The 14627-nt window shown below is 40.7% G+C and carries 10 protein-coding genes and 2 tRNA genes; 4 read left to right on the top strand and 8 right to left on the bottom strand.

Translation table 11 applies throughout. The annotated features are described in order from the left end of the window. The first annotated feature begins 72 nt into the window (after positions 1-72). From AAV96_RS15460 to AAV96_RS15450, 3 genes are all read left to right on the top strand, one after another. Complete coding sequence (locus tag AAV96_RS15460) at positions 73-1479, top strand: amino acid permease (RefSeq protein WP_005219431.1); 1407 nt, start codon at positions 73-75, stop codon at positions 1477-1479. A gap of 211 nt (positions 1480-1690) precedes the next feature. Continuing rightward, positions 1691-1766 (top strand) — tRNA-Glu (locus AAV96_RS15455). Between the two features lie 37 nt (positions 1767-1803). Beyond that, positions 1804-1879: transfer RNA gene (locus AAV96_RS15450), tRNA-Glu, on the top strand. A gap of 42 nt (positions 1880-1921) precedes the next feature. Here the strand turns inward: AAV96_RS15450 and AAV96_RS15445 are convergent. Further along, positions 1922-2857 (bottom strand): hypothetical protein, encoded by a 936-nt coding sequence (locus AAV96_RS15445; protein WP_004660107.1) that lies wholly within the window; start codon positions 2855-2857, stop codon positions 1922-1924. Positions 2858-3036: 179 nt separating this feature from the next. Next, positions 3037-4647 (bottom strand): hypothetical protein, encoded by a 1611-nt coding sequence (locus AAV96_RS15440; RefSeq protein ID WP_046739947.1) that lies wholly within the window; start codon positions 4645-4647, stop codon positions 3037-3039. 224 nt (positions 4648-4871) lie between these two features. Between AAV96_RS15440 and AAV96_RS15435 the strand changes: the two genes are divergently transcribed. After that, the gene (locus AAV96_RS15435; protein WP_004660100.1) at positions 4872-5210 is read left to right on the top strand and encodes a hypothetical protein; all 339 of its coding nucleotides are present in this window, start codon (positions 4872-4874) and stop codon (positions 5208-5210) included. A gap of 31 nt (positions 5211-5241) precedes the next feature. Here AAV96_RS15435 and AAV96_RS15430 read toward each other — a convergent pair whose 3' ends face one another. From AAV96_RS15430 to ettA, 6 genes are all read right to left on the bottom strand, one after another. Continuing rightward, the gene (locus AAV96_RS15430; RefSeq protein WP_034600869.1) at positions 5242-6186 is read right to left on the bottom strand and encodes a cation diffusion facilitator family transporter; all 945 of its coding nucleotides are present in this window, start codon (positions 6184-6186) and stop codon (positions 5242-5244) included. A 127-nt stretch (positions 6187-6313) separates the two neighbouring features. Continuing rightward, entirely contained in the window at positions 6314-9478 is a 3165-nt protein-coding gene (locus AAV96_RS15425) for an efflux RND transporter permease subunit (RefSeq protein ID WP_046739946.1), read from the bottom strand. Continuing rightward, a complete protein-coding gene (locus tag AAV96_RS15420; protein ID WP_046739945.1) occupies positions 9468-10715 on the bottom strand; it encodes an efflux RND transporter periplasmic adaptor subunit in 1248 nt (415 codons plus the stop codon). The genes AAV96_RS15425 and AAV96_RS15420 overlap by 11 nt, the downstream gene beginning before the upstream one ends. Positions 10716-10718: 3 nt before the next feature. After that, complete coding sequence (locus tag AAV96_RS15415) at positions 10719-12146, bottom strand: TolC family protein (RefSeq protein WP_046739944.1); 1428 nt, start codon at positions 12144-12146, stop codon at positions 10719-10721. Between the two features lie 54 nt (positions 12147-12200). Further along, the gene (locus AAV96_RS15410) at positions 12201-12599 is read right to left on the bottom strand and encodes a cation efflux protein, CzcI-like (protein ID WP_205625872.1); all 399 of its coding nucleotides are present in this window, start codon (positions 12597-12599) and stop codon (positions 12201-12203) included. A 183-nt stretch (positions 12600-12782) separates the two neighbouring features. Continuing rightward, positions 12783-14444: an energy-dependent translational throttle protein EttA gene (gene ettA, locus AAV96_RS15405; protein ID WP_004660087.1), complete on the bottom strand. Its 1662-nt coding sequence runs from the start codon at positions 14442-14444 to the stop codon at positions 12783-12785. Positions 14445-14627: the final 183 nt, after the last annotated feature.

Genomic DNA, 14627 nt, shown 5'->3' with positions numbered 1-14627 from the left:
CATTCATTCAGATTGCACATTTCAAAATTTTACATAAAATACCCGCTTCTCCACGCTTGGACAAATTGTGGTATGCAATCTTCCAACTCAAATGCTACCTCTGAATCAAAAACATTAAAACGTGCAATGAGCACCCGTCACCTAGTGATGCTTTCATTAGGCGGTGCAATTGGTACAGGTTTATTTTTAGGTTCTGGCGAGGTCATCGCTCAAACGGGGCCTATCGGCGCAATTATTGCCTACTTTTTAGGTGGTTTAATTGCCTATATGGTCATGCTCTGTTTAGGTGAGCTCGCAGTACATATGCCTGTGGCTGGATCTTTTGGCGCATACGCTCAAAAATATATTGGCCCAGGAACGGGTTATATGATTTCTTGGCTGTATTGGCTGACATGGACCGCAACGCTTGGTACAGAATTTACTGCCGCAGCCTTACTCATGCAAGAATGGTTTCCTCATATTTCGATGTGGATTTGGACCATTATTTTTGCGATTACGATTTTAGGATTAAATTTAAGTTCAACCCGCATTTTTGCCGAATCAGAATTTTGGCTTGCATTAGTCAAAGTCATTACCGTTATTGCCTTTATCCTTTTAGGTTTATGCGCAATTTTTGGTTTCATTCCATTCCAAGGCACTGAATCAGCACCGTTATTTCATAACTTAACGGCACATGGTTGGTTTCCACAAGGTCTTTTTCCAATTTTCACCACGATGTTAATTGTTAACTTTGCCTTTTCTGGAACTGAACTTATTGGTGTTGCCGCAGGTGAAACTAAAAATCCAGCTGAAAATGTTCCTAAAGCAATTAATGCAGCAATTTGGCGACTATTAATTTTCTTTGTGGGTACGATTGTCGTTATTAGTGCATTACTTCCTTTCCATGTAGCTGGCTTAGGCGGTGATGGAGTGAGTAGCAGCCCTTTCGTAACGGTATTTAAATACATCGGTATTCCATATGCCGACGATATTATTCGCTTCGTGATTATTACTGCCTTATTATCCGCTGCAAACTCAGGTCTCTATGCGGCTTCCCGCATGATGTGGTCTTTATCTGATCAACGCCAACTGCCAAGCATATTCTCAAAATTGTCTAAGAGTGGTACACCTATCATTGCGCTAGTGGTAACCATGTTTGGCGCAATTCCCGGATTACTATCTGAGCATTTTGCCCCAGAGACAATTTTCAAAAATTTACTAGGTGTTGCTGCATTTACCATGGTCATCGTGTGGATGAGTATTTGTTGGAGTCAGTTTAACTTTAGACGCCAATGGTACAAGGCTGGACATTCAGCAAAAGATTTAAAATTTGCTGCACCACTTTATCCAATCGTTCCCATCTTAGGTTTTGTTTTCTGTTTAATTACAGGTCTCAGCATGGCATACGATCCTGAAATGCAGGCTGGTTTTATTGGATGCTTACTGTTTATTGCCGCTTGTTATTTAAGTTACTACGTTTTCTACCGTGATCGTAAATAAAATTATAATGAATAAAAAATGCAGCTTAGACTGCATTTTTTATTTAACTTAAATTAACTTGCTTGACAATTTTACTTTAACTTCTTTATTTTGATTATTTATTCTACGATATGTTTTATTTTTAGACACTCATAAGTTTTTTTTAGATTTTCTTTGGAAAAGTGTTTGACACCCTACCTAATTCACCCTAATATACGCCCACCTCTGAAACGTCCCTATCGTCTAGAGGCCTAGGACATCGCCCTTTCACGGCGGTAACCGGGGTTCGAATCCCCGTAGGGACGCCAATATTTATTATTGTTTTCAGATGTATGCCTCATATAAGTCCCTATCGTCTAGAGGCCTAGGACATCGCCCTTTCACGGCGGTAACCGGGGTTCGAATCCCCGTAGGGACGCCAAATTCTAAAAAGCCACTGCATTGACAGTGGCTTTTTTATTGCTTACTCACTTCCAATTCCAACTTGGACTTCTAAACGTCCAGACTGAACACGTAAGCCTCGGATCTCAAATTGATCAACTAATTGTTGAACCAATTCGCGACTCTCTTGCAAAATATTAAGTCCTGGCAAAATACTGAAATCAGTCAAGCTTAATAGCTTATCGACCATCCATGAGCGGTTATTAATGAAATCAATAAAACCAGCTTCTTCAAGGTCGATATACCATAAACGATGTCCTTCTTTTTGAATCCCTGGCACATCACGAATGAGGTGATTGATCAAAAATGGGATCGGTAAGGAATTAATCACTTCAAAGCTGATATTACCAACACGTCTTGCTGCCCAATTTGTTAAAGTACCGCCATGACGAATTTGTAAGTCCAGATGCTCATCGACTTGACAAAGACGTAAATATTTTTCCTGCCCAATACGACATTCTAAAACATTGAACTCTAAAGAGAGACGATATAGGAAACGCCGATAGTGTCCATCTAATTCGATATGAAAGCGATCATTGCCACATTCAATTTTAATATCATCAATTTCAGAACGATCCATACGTTTCCGAATTTGATTATTGAGCAGCATTTCAGGCAAATATAAGGTGAGGCTACTTTTCCCTAACGATGCACGTGCCATTGCTAACGCAACTTGACGCGCTGCTTCACTGGTTTCGGATACCATATCACGAACAGTATTTCGCATCCCTTCAACACCACGTTTGGTATGATGGGTAACTTGATCTAAGGCATCTAAGGCGGCATCTGCGACACCCGCGATATTACGAGAGGTGTCACTCGCAAACTCAACAGCATCTTGTGCGTGCTGTAATGTCTTATTGATTAACCGACGTGATAAAGACGGTTTTTCATCTGATGATTCTATATCTGCAGGCATAATATCGAACATTGCCTTTTTATCATCTTGTCGATTCAAGATGTTCTCCCTCTTCCCTTTCTCAGCAACTCAATTTTGATATGAGCAACAATCTGTTTTATAAACTTATTGGCTGTTTTTATGTAGATTAGCATGCTATTTAGCGCAATTTGCGTCTTTTTGTTGCACACTTTTAAATTAATTTAATCGTCCATTTTCTAAATATGTTTCAGAAAACGTTACATTTCACCTTCTTCGAGCTGCACTTTTTCACCCGTATCTGCTTTTAATAACATTTGATTCAGACGAAGTTGTTTATACTTTTCTAGCTCAATTTCAATAGAAACAAGTTTTTCCTCTATATTGCCTCGCTCTAAATGACTAACTTCTCGCAATGCCACCCAAGCGGCTTGCATTTTATCAAAGTCATTTCCCTTCTCTAGTTTTTGTTGCATCCAATCAAATAAAGCTTGTGCACGTTGTTCAGCTTCAAATTGATAAGCAAATAAACCACTTGAAAGTGCAATTTCACTCAACTTACCCATCCAATTCAATTGCAACTGTTGCGAGCAATAATGCTGCTTTACCAAATAAGGTTCTAAAATATTCTTTGGGAACATGCGAGCAAAGCTCACCATTTCATTGACGACAATATCTCGCTGCTCATATAAAGCAGGTCTTTCAGCGTGTTGTTTATCAAGACGAAAGTCACCCAAGAATTGCATCAGCCCTTGCTCTAGGATCAGTTGTATCGGTCCTGAAATAATGGTCTGCTGTTGTTCATATTCAACTTTAGATAAAGCCTGTATAAATTCTTCACGTTGAATCGGCTCGACTAGCCATCTCCAAATATCCAGATTTTGTTGAATCGCCAACCATAACTTTAACAATAGGGTATCAGCCGACTGTTGATCATTTTTCAAAAGACGTAATAGGGCATTTTGTATTGCACTAGATTCCGCAAGACCTGCAAATACCAACGGATGAGTTAAAAGTTGTGGTGCATTTGCAATCACTTCTTTATTGTAAGGAAGCTGAAAATCCCGTCCGCCTAACATTCCACCGATTGACTTGCCTAGTGAATTTAAGCTACGTCCAACATCCGCAAGAATATTCGTTTCTATCGCTTGCGTTTGCAGTATCACTGCTGGCAACAAAGCATTTACCGCAGATTTCAACGTTTTTAGATAGGTTTTTTGATCAACTGGTTTTTCAAATTTAGAGAGTAAATCTATTGCATATTCAACATCGCTTACATTGAGCATGTACTCAGACTGGTTGCGATTTACCAAACACTCTATATATGCATAAAAAGCAATTTCACTCCGCTGTATAGACTGCTGTGAAGCCCATTCATGCTGTTTGATCGCTTCAGTATATTGTTCTGCGCCTGCATAGGCTTTTGCTAATGCCACTGCATGTTTTGCACTTGGATATTGCTGTTGAAAATAGAGCAATAAATCAATCTTAGGTTGTTTATCTAAACATTTATCTAGCTGACGTAAATAAAGATTGATTTGTGGCTGTGTCGGTTGAGGTACAACAGAATTAAGCTGATAAACCAAGCATTGTTCATACCATGCATGTTTTCTGGCATGAGATTCATAACTTGGAATAAATTCGTTTTCAATTAATTTGATGAGTTGTGATGTATATAGAATATCTTCATCTGTCTCATGCTGGAATTTCCATTGCTTTGGTAACGAGACTTTAAACAATCTTAAAAAGAAATTTGCACTTAAATCAGGAGTCTCCATACTAACCAACATTAGCTTGTCTTGGGTCGAAAGATGACCTTCTCCCTTTTCGATGCGAGCTAATCGTAATTTTAGAAGTTTGGTAGGCAGCATGCGATTCCTTGCGCATTATTCAACACATTCAGTTCACAAATTAGCATGACTAATATTGTTTTAGCGAACAAGTTTAGACGAGCTGCGACCGATATGGATTGCTCGAATCAACTTAATATTTTAAAGATAGTACAAAATAAGTAAGTTTATGTATTTGAACAACGTAGGATTTTAGCTTTTGCATAATTTTCGCTAAAATAAACAAAATACTATAGGAAACCTTTATGCAATATCGTTGCCCTAAATGCCAAAGCGTTAAAATTATGCCTGTCAGTCAGGGTACAAATAGCCCTCGCCCTAATGTGCCTAAAAGCTTGGTACTTTTAGTGCCTGCTATTTTTATTTTACTGGTGCTGGTGTTAATTAGTGTTGCAATGTGGATTTTTGGGCATGGCGCTGGTCAAGGCCTGCAAATTGCGACCGTTGCAGTATTTATCGTCTGTGTAATCGCGGGCATCTTATTTTGGCGAGATTTGCCTGATTTCAAAATTTCAATGCAGGCTTTTATGCAAGCGCAAAAGCATTGGAAATGCCGTGACTGTAATCACGAATGGCAAAACTAACACGTTGCTCTAAACTCCAATTCACATCAGCTTAGTGCTGATGTGAATGAGTATGTTGTTCATCTTCAACATGTTGATGAGTATGCTGACAATTCATTTCAGCATCATCTTCGATCTGCAAAGTCACTTCGGCAATACCATGTTCATGCGATAACATTTCAATTGCAGCACGATGTAGCTGATTACGATCAACATTCGGTGCAAACAAATGTACGGTAAGATGAATATTCTTCGATGTAATTGCCCAAACCTTTAATTGGTGGATACTTTCAACACCATCTAAACCCAACAGATCAGTGCGTAACTTTTCAATATCAACCTCTTCAGGTACACCTTCTAATAAAATATTGATACTTTGTCTGAGCAAAATCCATGTTCTTGGTAAGACCCAAAAACCGATCGCAACTGCAATTATGGTATCAACCCAATACCAGTTGGTGTAATAGATAATCACAGCACCAATAATCACACCCACAGAACCTAATGCATCACTCAGCACTTCTAAATAAGCACCTTTCATGTTCAAACTTTCAGTCGCACTCGACATCAAAATTTTCATTGAAATCAAATTAATGATTAATCCAATTGATGCGACCACCAACATGCCTATACTTTGAATTTCGGGCGGTTGGGTAAAACGTTGATAGGCTTCGTAAAGAATATACATCGCCACAAAAAATAGCATAGATGCATTAAATAATGCCGCCAAAATCTCAAAACGCTGGTAACCGAAGGTACGCTTATCATCAGCAGGGCGTTTGGCAATTTTAATCGCTGCTAAAGCAATCGCTAATGCAGCGGCATCAGTAAACATATGTGCAGCATCGGAAAGTAATGCCAAACTCTGTGTGATGATACCTGCGATAAATTCAATGACTAAAAAAGTCGTGGTCAGTATTAGCGCAATCGTTAGTTTTTTTGCATTGCCTTCTGTAACAGCGGCATGACTATGATCATGCCCTTGATGTCCACTCATGTTGGACTCCTTATCATTATCAAAGTAAAGCTGTTCAGCCCCACAGTCGACCAAAGCATGAATCATGCTTTGGTCGGTTCAGATTCTTCTTAATAAAATGCTTAATTAAGAAGATAACATAAATGGATTAGATTGCGGTTTCCTGACTTTTTGCTTCTTTAGCTTCATTCATCCAGCGATAAACTACAGGCAAAATCAGCAATGTCAGTAAAGTAGAAGAAATAATCCCACCTATTACAACTGTCGCCAATGGGCGTTGTACTTCTGCACCTGTGCCTGTAGCAATCGCCATGGGAATAAAACCCAACGATGCCACGAAGGCGGTCATCAGAACGGGCCGTAATCGGAGAATCGCCCCCTGCCATGTCGCTTTATGTAGATCAAACTGCTCACGAAGCTCTTTGATGAAACTCAGCATCACTAAACCATTGAGTACTGCAACACCAGAGAGCGCAATGAATCCAACACCTGCTGACATCGACAATGGAATATCTCGCAGCCAAAGTGCGACTAATCCACCTGACAACGCAAATGGCACACCACTGAAGACCAACAGGCTTTCCTTAAAGTTATGAAATACTGCCATCAATAAAATAAAGATGGTAATTAATGCCAGTGGAATCACAATTTGCATACGAGCCGCCGCAGAAGCCAGATTTTCAAACTGTCCACCAAACTCTAGCCAATAGCCTGCTGGCAGAGGTTGTTGTTTTAATGTCGCTTGTAACTCCTGCACAAATGACCCCAGATCACGCCCCTCCACATTTGCGGTGACAATGACACGGCGTTTACCATTTTCACGACCGACTTGGCTCATCCCTGAAATCGTTTCCACTTTGGCAACATCTTGCAATTGAATCAAACCACCATTCGGCAATTGAATAGGTAACTGCGCTAAGTTCTGTGCTGTGCGTTGTTCATCGGGCAAACGAATTTCAAAATCAAAACGACGATCACCTTGCAAAATCTGTCCAACATTTTGACCACCTACGCTGGCTGCAACCACATCCTGAATGGTTTTTACCGACAGGCCATATTGCGCAGCTAATGCATGATTGATATCCACATTAAGCACTGGCAAACCTGTGGTTTGTTCCACTTTGACCGCAGTTGCACCCGAAATTTTCTGTACTTTTTGTGCAATCGCCTGTGCTTGAGTGTTCAGCACATTCATATCGTCACCAAAGACTTTGATCCCGACATCACTACGTACACCTGAGATCAATTCATTAAAACGGAGTTCAATTGGTTGTGAAAATTCACTGTTATTACCTGGGATGGTTTCCAAAAATGCCTGCATACGGCTACGCAATTCATCAATTGTTTCTTTCGGATTTTCCCATTGATCATGCGGTTTTAACAAAATCACGGCATCTGAGATATTTGGCGGCATCACATCGGTCGCAACCTCAGCAGTCCCCGTTCTGGCAAATACCGCTTTGACTTCTGAAAAATTCTTCATAATTAACTTTTCAGTATTTTCCTGCATACGTAAAGACTGCTCCAAGCCTGTGCTTGGCGAACGCATTTGTTGTAAGGCGAAATCTCCTTCACTCAGTTGTGGCGCAAATTCACTGCCAATTTGAGTCGTCAGTACACCTGTTAATACCAAAATGCTCACGGCTAAAGCCACTACCACCATTTTGAATTGATATGCCCAATCGAGAATCTGTTGGTATTTATGTTTTAAGCCTTGCATCCAACGAGATTCTTTTTCTTTGACTTCACCTGTAATAAACAATGCAACCGCAGCGGGTACAAATGTTACCGATAAAATCATCGCACCCAGCAATGCCATTACTACCGTCATTGCCATTGGATGGAACATTTTCGCTTCTACACCTGTCAAAGCAAAAATGGGTAAATACACCACCATAATAATGGCCTGACCAAACAGGAGTGGTTTACGTGCTTGCTTGGCTGCCAAAAAGACTTCTTTAAAGCGTTCCTGTCGTGTGAGTAAGCGTCCAGCATGATGCTGCGCTTCAGCCAGCCGTCGAATACAGTTTTCGACAATAACCACTGCACCATCAACAATGATCCCAAAATCTAATGCACCTAAACTCATTAAATTGGCACTGATATTTTGTTCAGCCATACCCGTTAAGGTGAACAGCATTGACAACGGAATCACACAGGCAGTAATCAAAGCAGCACGGAAGTTGCCCAAGAAAATAAACAGAATCACGATGACTAAAATCGCGCCTTCTATTAAGTTTTTCTGAACCGTTTTGATGGCTTTATTTACTAAGCTCGTACGGTCATACACCGTTTCAATTTCAACGCCTTTGGGTAAAGTCAGCTGAATTTCCTTGATCTTGCTATCAACCGCTTGGGCAACCGTACGGCTATTTTCGCCCATCATCATCATAGCGATACCAAGCACGGTTTCCTCGCCATTATATGTGGCAGCACCTGTACGCAAATCATGTCCGATCGCCACTGAAGCCACATCTGCAACACGAATGGGTAGACCATTTTTAACCGAGACAGTAATGTTTTGAATATCCTCAACTGTACTGAGCATACCCGGCACACGCACTGTTAATTGTTGTCCATTTTCCTCAATAAAACCTGCGCCTCGGTTTTCATTGTTCTCTTGCAATGCAGTTTGGAACGCTGGCAAGGAGATCTGAAGCTGCTGTAAACGCTTTAAATCAGGTGAAACAATATAGGTTTTGTTGTAGCCACCAATACTATTAATTTCAGCCACACCTTTAACACGCTGTAATTGTGGACGCACAATCCAATCTTGGATTTCTCGTAAGTCCATCGCACTATACGGTGTTCCATCTTCTTTTTTTGCATCGGGTTTAGCTTTAACCACCCATTGGTAAATCTCTCCAAGCCCCGTAGAGATCGGTGACATCACAGGATCAACCGTATCTGGCAATTGTCCGTCTGCCTCTTGCAAACGTTGATTAATTAACTGTCTTGCCCAGTAAATGTCGGTGCCATCTTTAAAAATAATGGTTACTTGCGATAAGCCATAGCGAGAAATCGAACGGGTTTGCTCTAGATCTGGAATACCTGCCATCGCAGTTTCGATCGGATAGGTAATCCGCTGTTCTACCTCTAAAGCGGTATAACCATTCGCTTGGGTATTAATTTGTACTTGGGTATTGGTAATATCAGGAACTGCATCTATCGGAAGCTTTTGATAACTCCAAATACCAACTGCAATCCACGTCATCACAAATAGCATCACCCAAATGGCATTACGAATCGAAAATTGAATCAATCGATCAAATAAACCTTCAGGCTTGGGGAATTGAGGAGAGTTAATGCCCATGTTCAGCCTCCCCTTTCTCAAGTTCTGATTTCAACAAGAAGCTACCTGCTGCTACATAAGACTGGCCCGCACTCAAACCTTGGGTAATTTCGACCCATTGTCCATCTTGGGTACGTTGACCGATCTGAACAGGAATCGCTTTGAAATCAAAACCCTTTTTCTGATTCGGTTGAGCAACGAAAACGACATCTTTACCGTCCACCTGCTGAATCGCTTCAGAACTTACGCGAATTGCAGACGTTTTTGAACCTGCTTGCAATTCAACATTCACCATCAAGTTTGGACGTAATTCAGTTGCATTTGACAGCACTTTGGCACGAATCTGTAAACGACCTGTTTGTGCATCTGCTTCAGTCGTTAAACTTTGAACTTGGGCATTAAAGAGATTGCCTGTTTGCAGTGATTTAAATCGAATCTGCTGATTGGGCTGTACATTGATATTCGCTACGGTTGGTAACACAAATTCCAACCAAAGTTGATCTAACTGATCAATGGTAAATAGTTGATCTGCAAGTTGAACATTTTCACCAATAACAATGTCTTTATTACTAATTACACCATTGATCGGTGCAGTCAACGTATAGCGACCACTTGAGCCAGAAGCTGCACCAAAGGCACTAAGACGTGAACGTGCTGCTTGGACCTGAATCTGTGCTTGACGATAAGCATTATAAGCACGTTGATAATCTTGTTTGGCAGAAATACCTTGCGCCCACAAACTACGTTCACGCTCATAATCCTGCTGAGCTAAATCCAAATTTGTCTGAGCAATTTGTAGATTCGCTTGTTGATCCACTAAGTCGGGTACTAATAAGTTTGCTAAAGCCTGACCACGTTTCACTTGTTGACCTAATTCAACATAAACTGCTTCAACACGACCAGCAAAACTTGGTGAAACATGCGCTTGGCGATCTGTATTCACTACCAATTTTGCAGGAAAAATTTGAACCTGATTCACTTCACCCAAAGCCACTTGTGCCAATTTGACACTATGCTGTTGCATCTGCTCTGCTGTTAGGCTAAGGCTTTCTTCAGCCTCATGTTCCTCATCCTTTTCATCGTGTTTAGGTTCATCTTTTTCATTTTCTTGATGGGCATGTTCCTGCTCACCTTGTGCGGCAGTTTCAGAAGTCTTGGTTTTGTTATTCCATAATAGTCCTACTGCCAAAACAATTGTGAGTACCGCAATCACAGCGATCCAAAGCCATTGAGAACGTGTTTTTTGTTTCATATCCATCTCTTATTCTCCTACTTGGCTTGGAAAAGCGTTACTTTGTTGCCAAACGCGTTGATTTAATTGCATTAAGGCATCTTTCGCTGTGATCTGATCTACTGGAAGCCCCATACGTGCACTTTGTACTTCCACATTCAATTGCCAAGCTTGTTTAAGGAGTTGAACTTTACGTAAACGGACATCCTGTAACTGAGTTGTGGCTTGTTGCACATCCGTAACAGCAAATTTACCTAAGCGAAAACCTTGCAAAGTCTTTTGCTGAACCTGTATCGCTAAAGGTACTTGTTGGTCATTTAACTGTTTAAATTGCGTTTGTAGTCCACGTAGTTCAGCAAGACGAACATCAATATCCAACTGATTTTGCTGACGATAAAAACGTTGTTGTTGTCGAATCAGTGTTTGCTTCGCTTCCGCAATCTGAATGCCGTATTTTTGTGAGTTAAAGATATTGAGCGGAATCTCTACCCCTAAACGAATTTGATTTTCAGTATTTTGATCTGCCGAACGTGTCCGATTTACACCTAAAGACATAATCGGTTGAGGACGAGATTTTGCTTTGAGCTGATCAATATTGGCTTGTTGACGCTGAGTTTCTAATTGCAAACCTCGCTCAAATAAATTCTCTATATCTTGTCGGTCAGTTTTTACGACTGTGGCACGAGACCAAAGCTCATTGACACTTGGAGCAATCACAAATTGATTAAGGTCACTGCCCCAAAAACTTGCTAATTGCTGCTGTGCAACTCCAAGTTGTAGATCTACTTGTTGATAAATACGCTGATTTTCTAAATGTGCAATACGAACTCGCTCAACATCAACTTGAGCTATATTGCCAGCTTGATAACGCTTCATCGTTGCGTCTAAATTTTCTTGGCTGACTTGTAATTGCTCTGCAATCAAAGACTTTTCCAATTGAAATAATGCCACTTGTGACCATGCATATTGCACAATCAATTCAAGTTCAGCATTGTAGCGTTGCTGTTCTAAATCGACTTGAGTTGCTGAAAGCTGAGCAACTTTTTGTGCTGCACGACGTTGACCAAATAAATCTAATGGCTGTGAAATACCAATGGCAAGCTCTTGATCCTGATTACTCTGTAAACCAGTTTGCTCAATTGAAATGCTTGGATTCACAAGTAAAGCACTTTGTTTGAGCTGTACATTCGCCATCTGTTGTTGGGTTTGCCAATTGGATTGGTTGGCTTGATAAGCACGAATTTGCTCAAGAATTTGTTCAAAGTTACTATTTCGCTGCGCAACAGTTGCTGGCGATTGATTCACATTGAGTAAGGACTCAGCTGAAACTGCTTGAGCTAAAAGTCCCACTGATAAGCCAATACTCAAAATTGACCATTTCAATGATGATAAAAGCAGATGATTTTTAAGCGTACGCTTTTTCAATGCATAGCTACGCTGATTTAAACTTAAAGACATATAAAGCCCCGCAAATAAATAAGGTTGCGGTGGGCTATTTTTCGGCTACCCCACCTATAGCGGGGTGAATACAGGCGGCGGGGTGAGTTGTGATAAATGTGGCGACTGGTACAAATTAGACCAGTAATATTTTTGTTCTATTTCATGCGTCTGTAAAATTGGTTCATTCAACTGCTGTTGCGCTTCGGTCACAACGACATGAAAACAAGATGGCAAATGATCATGATGATCTTGCAAACTTAACGGCATGGGTAAATCAGAAGCATCTTGATCTGCAACTACTGCATGTTTTCCAGAAGCATCTAAATTTTCAGGCATGTGATGCCCAAAATGATTCAACGTACGATATTCAGTCGGCTGTTCATGTGCACAAAAAGCTGCCGCCACATTCCAAAAACTTTGGAACATGAACAAACTCAGCAAGAGTGTCATAAATACAGCAGAACGTTGCACGTTACACCAACTGTTCAAAATTTGGGTCACTATAGCAAGTAAAGTACATGTAATAAAATTACATTAAACAAACTAAAACAAGATCGTCCTGAAATTTAGCTTTATCGCACAATCCTTGGTTTCTATTTATAATTTCTGAAAATAAAAAAACCAGCTCGAAAGCTGGTTTTTTTAGACAGGAAATTAACCTGTAATCTTTTTATACTTTGTACGTTTAGTTGCTGCTGTATCCCCTAAACGAGACTGACGGTATGCTTCGTATTCTGCATAGTTACCTGTGTAGAATTCTGGCTGTTCATTCTCAAATGACAAGATGTGTGTTGCAATACGGTCAAGGAACCAACGGTCATGCGATACCACCATCACAGTACCTGGGAATACAAGAATTGCATCCTCAAGCGCACGTAAAGTTTCGATATCCAAGTCGTTCGATGGCTCATCCAGTAAGATAACGTTTGCACCTAACTGTAAGATCTTGGCAAGTTGTAAGCGGTTACGCTCACCACCAGACAATTCACCTACACGTTTTTGCTGATCTTGACCTTTGAAGTTAAAGCGACCGATATAAGCACGTGATGCAATTTCGTAATCACCAATTTTTAAGATATCTAAACCGCCAGAAACTTCTTCCCAAACAGTTTTGTTGTTATCCAAGGTGTCACGAATCTGACCAACGTAAGCCACTTTAACCGACTCACCTAAAGTCACAGTACCTGTATCTGGTTGCTGTTCACCGGTCATCATACGGAATAGCGTGGTTTTACCCGCACCGTTTGGACCCACGATACCCACAATCGCTGTAGGAGGTACAGTAAACGTTAAGTTTTCGTAAAGTAAGCGACCATCGAATGATTTACTGATGCCTTCAACTTCTACAACTTTATTTCCTAGGCGTGGGCCAGGTGGAATATAAATTTCAGAAGTTTCGTTACGCTGCTGGAACTCACGAGAGTTAAGCTCTTCAAAACGCTCCATACGCGCTTTGTTTTTCTTTTGCTGACCTTTGGCATTTGAACGAACCCATTCAAGTTCTTTTTTCAATGCTTTCGCAAAAGATTCTTCTTGTTTGTTCTCTTGCTCTAGGCGTGCATTCTTTTGTTCTAACCAAGAAGAGTAGTTACCTTGATAAGGAATCCCCATGCCACGGTCAAGTTCAAGAATCCACTCAGCCACATTATCCAAGAAATAACGGTCATGCGTAATCGCAACGATCGTACCAGGGAAATCTTTCAAGAAACGCTCTAACCAAGACACTGATTCAGCATCTAAATGGTTCGTCGGTTCGTCAAGAAGTAACATGTCTGGCTTAGAGAGCAATAAACGACATAATGCAACACGACGGCGCTCACCACCTGAAAGCAATGATACATCTGCATCCCAAGCTGGAAGATTCAATGCATCTGCAGCAATTTCAAGCTGATTATTCAGATTGTGTGCATCCCAAGCATGGATGATCGATTCTAATTTTTCTTGCTCTTTTGCAAGTGCATCAAAATCTGCATCTGGGTCTGCATATTCTGCAAAAACCTGATCAAGACGTTCTAAAGCATCAAGCGCTTCACGTACGCCATCTTCAACGTTTCCACGTACATCTTTACTTGGGTCGAGTGGCGGCTCTTGTTCTAAGTAACCGATTTTGATTCCTGGTTGTGCGCGTGCTTCACCTGAGAAATCTTTATCTACGCCAGCCATAATACGGAGTAAGGTAGATTTACCTGCACCGTTCAAACCAAGCACACCAATTTTTGCGCCTGGGAAAAATGATAAAGAGATGTCTTTTAAGATTTCGCGCTTCGGCGGAACCATTTTCGACACTCGATTCATCGTATAAATATATTGGGCCACGCAGGACTCCTCAATTGAAAAACCAATAAATCGCAAAAAGCGAAAAATAATCGCACGTATTATACGCTGAAAACGGGATTAACATGAAGTTAAGATCATCTTTGTTTCATCCAATCAAAGGATTTTCTTTTTCAAGACATTACACAATTTTGTCTTCATAACAGAATTATCGCCTTCAATCGC

The organism is Acinetobacter sp. AG1 (genome assembly GCF_001005525.1).
Lineage (GTDB): Bacteria > Pseudomonadota > Gammaproteobacteria > Pseudomonadales > Moraxellaceae > Acinetobacter > Acinetobacter modestus.
This window is presented reverse-complemented; position numbering and strand designations above follow the sequence as displayed.

What these genes read in the sequence shown, in the direction of transcription:
- AAV96_RS15435 (WP_004660100.1), top strand. Translation starts at nt 4,872, where the DNA reads ATGCAATATCGTTGCCCTAAATGCCAAAGCGTTAAAATTATGCCTGTC.
- AAV96_RS15430 (WP_034600869.1), bottom strand. Translation starts at nt 6,186, where the DNA reads ATGAGTGGACATCAAGGGCATGATCATAGTCATGCCGCTGTTACAGAA.
- AAV96_RS15460 (WP_005219431.1), top strand. Translation starts at nt 73, where the DNA reads ATGCAATCTTCCAACTCAAATGCTACCTCTGAATCAAAAACATTAAAA.
- AAV96_RS15415 (WP_046739944.1), bottom strand. Translation starts at nt 12,146, where the DNA reads ATGTCTTTAAGTTTAAATCAGCGTAGCTATGCATTGAAAAAGCGTACG.
- AAV96_RS15440 (WP_046739947.1), bottom strand. Translation starts at nt 4,647, where the DNA reads ATGCTGCCTACCAAACTTCTAAAATTACGATTAGCTCGCATCGAAAAG.
- AAV96_RS15425 (WP_046739946.1), bottom strand. Translation starts at nt 9,478, where the DNA reads ATGGGCATTAACTCTCCTCAATTCCCCAAGCCTGAAGGTTTATTTGAT.
- AAV96_RS15420 (WP_046739945.1), bottom strand. Translation starts at nt 10,715, where the DNA reads ATGGATATGAAACAAAAAACACGTTCTCAATGGCTTTGGATCGCTGTG.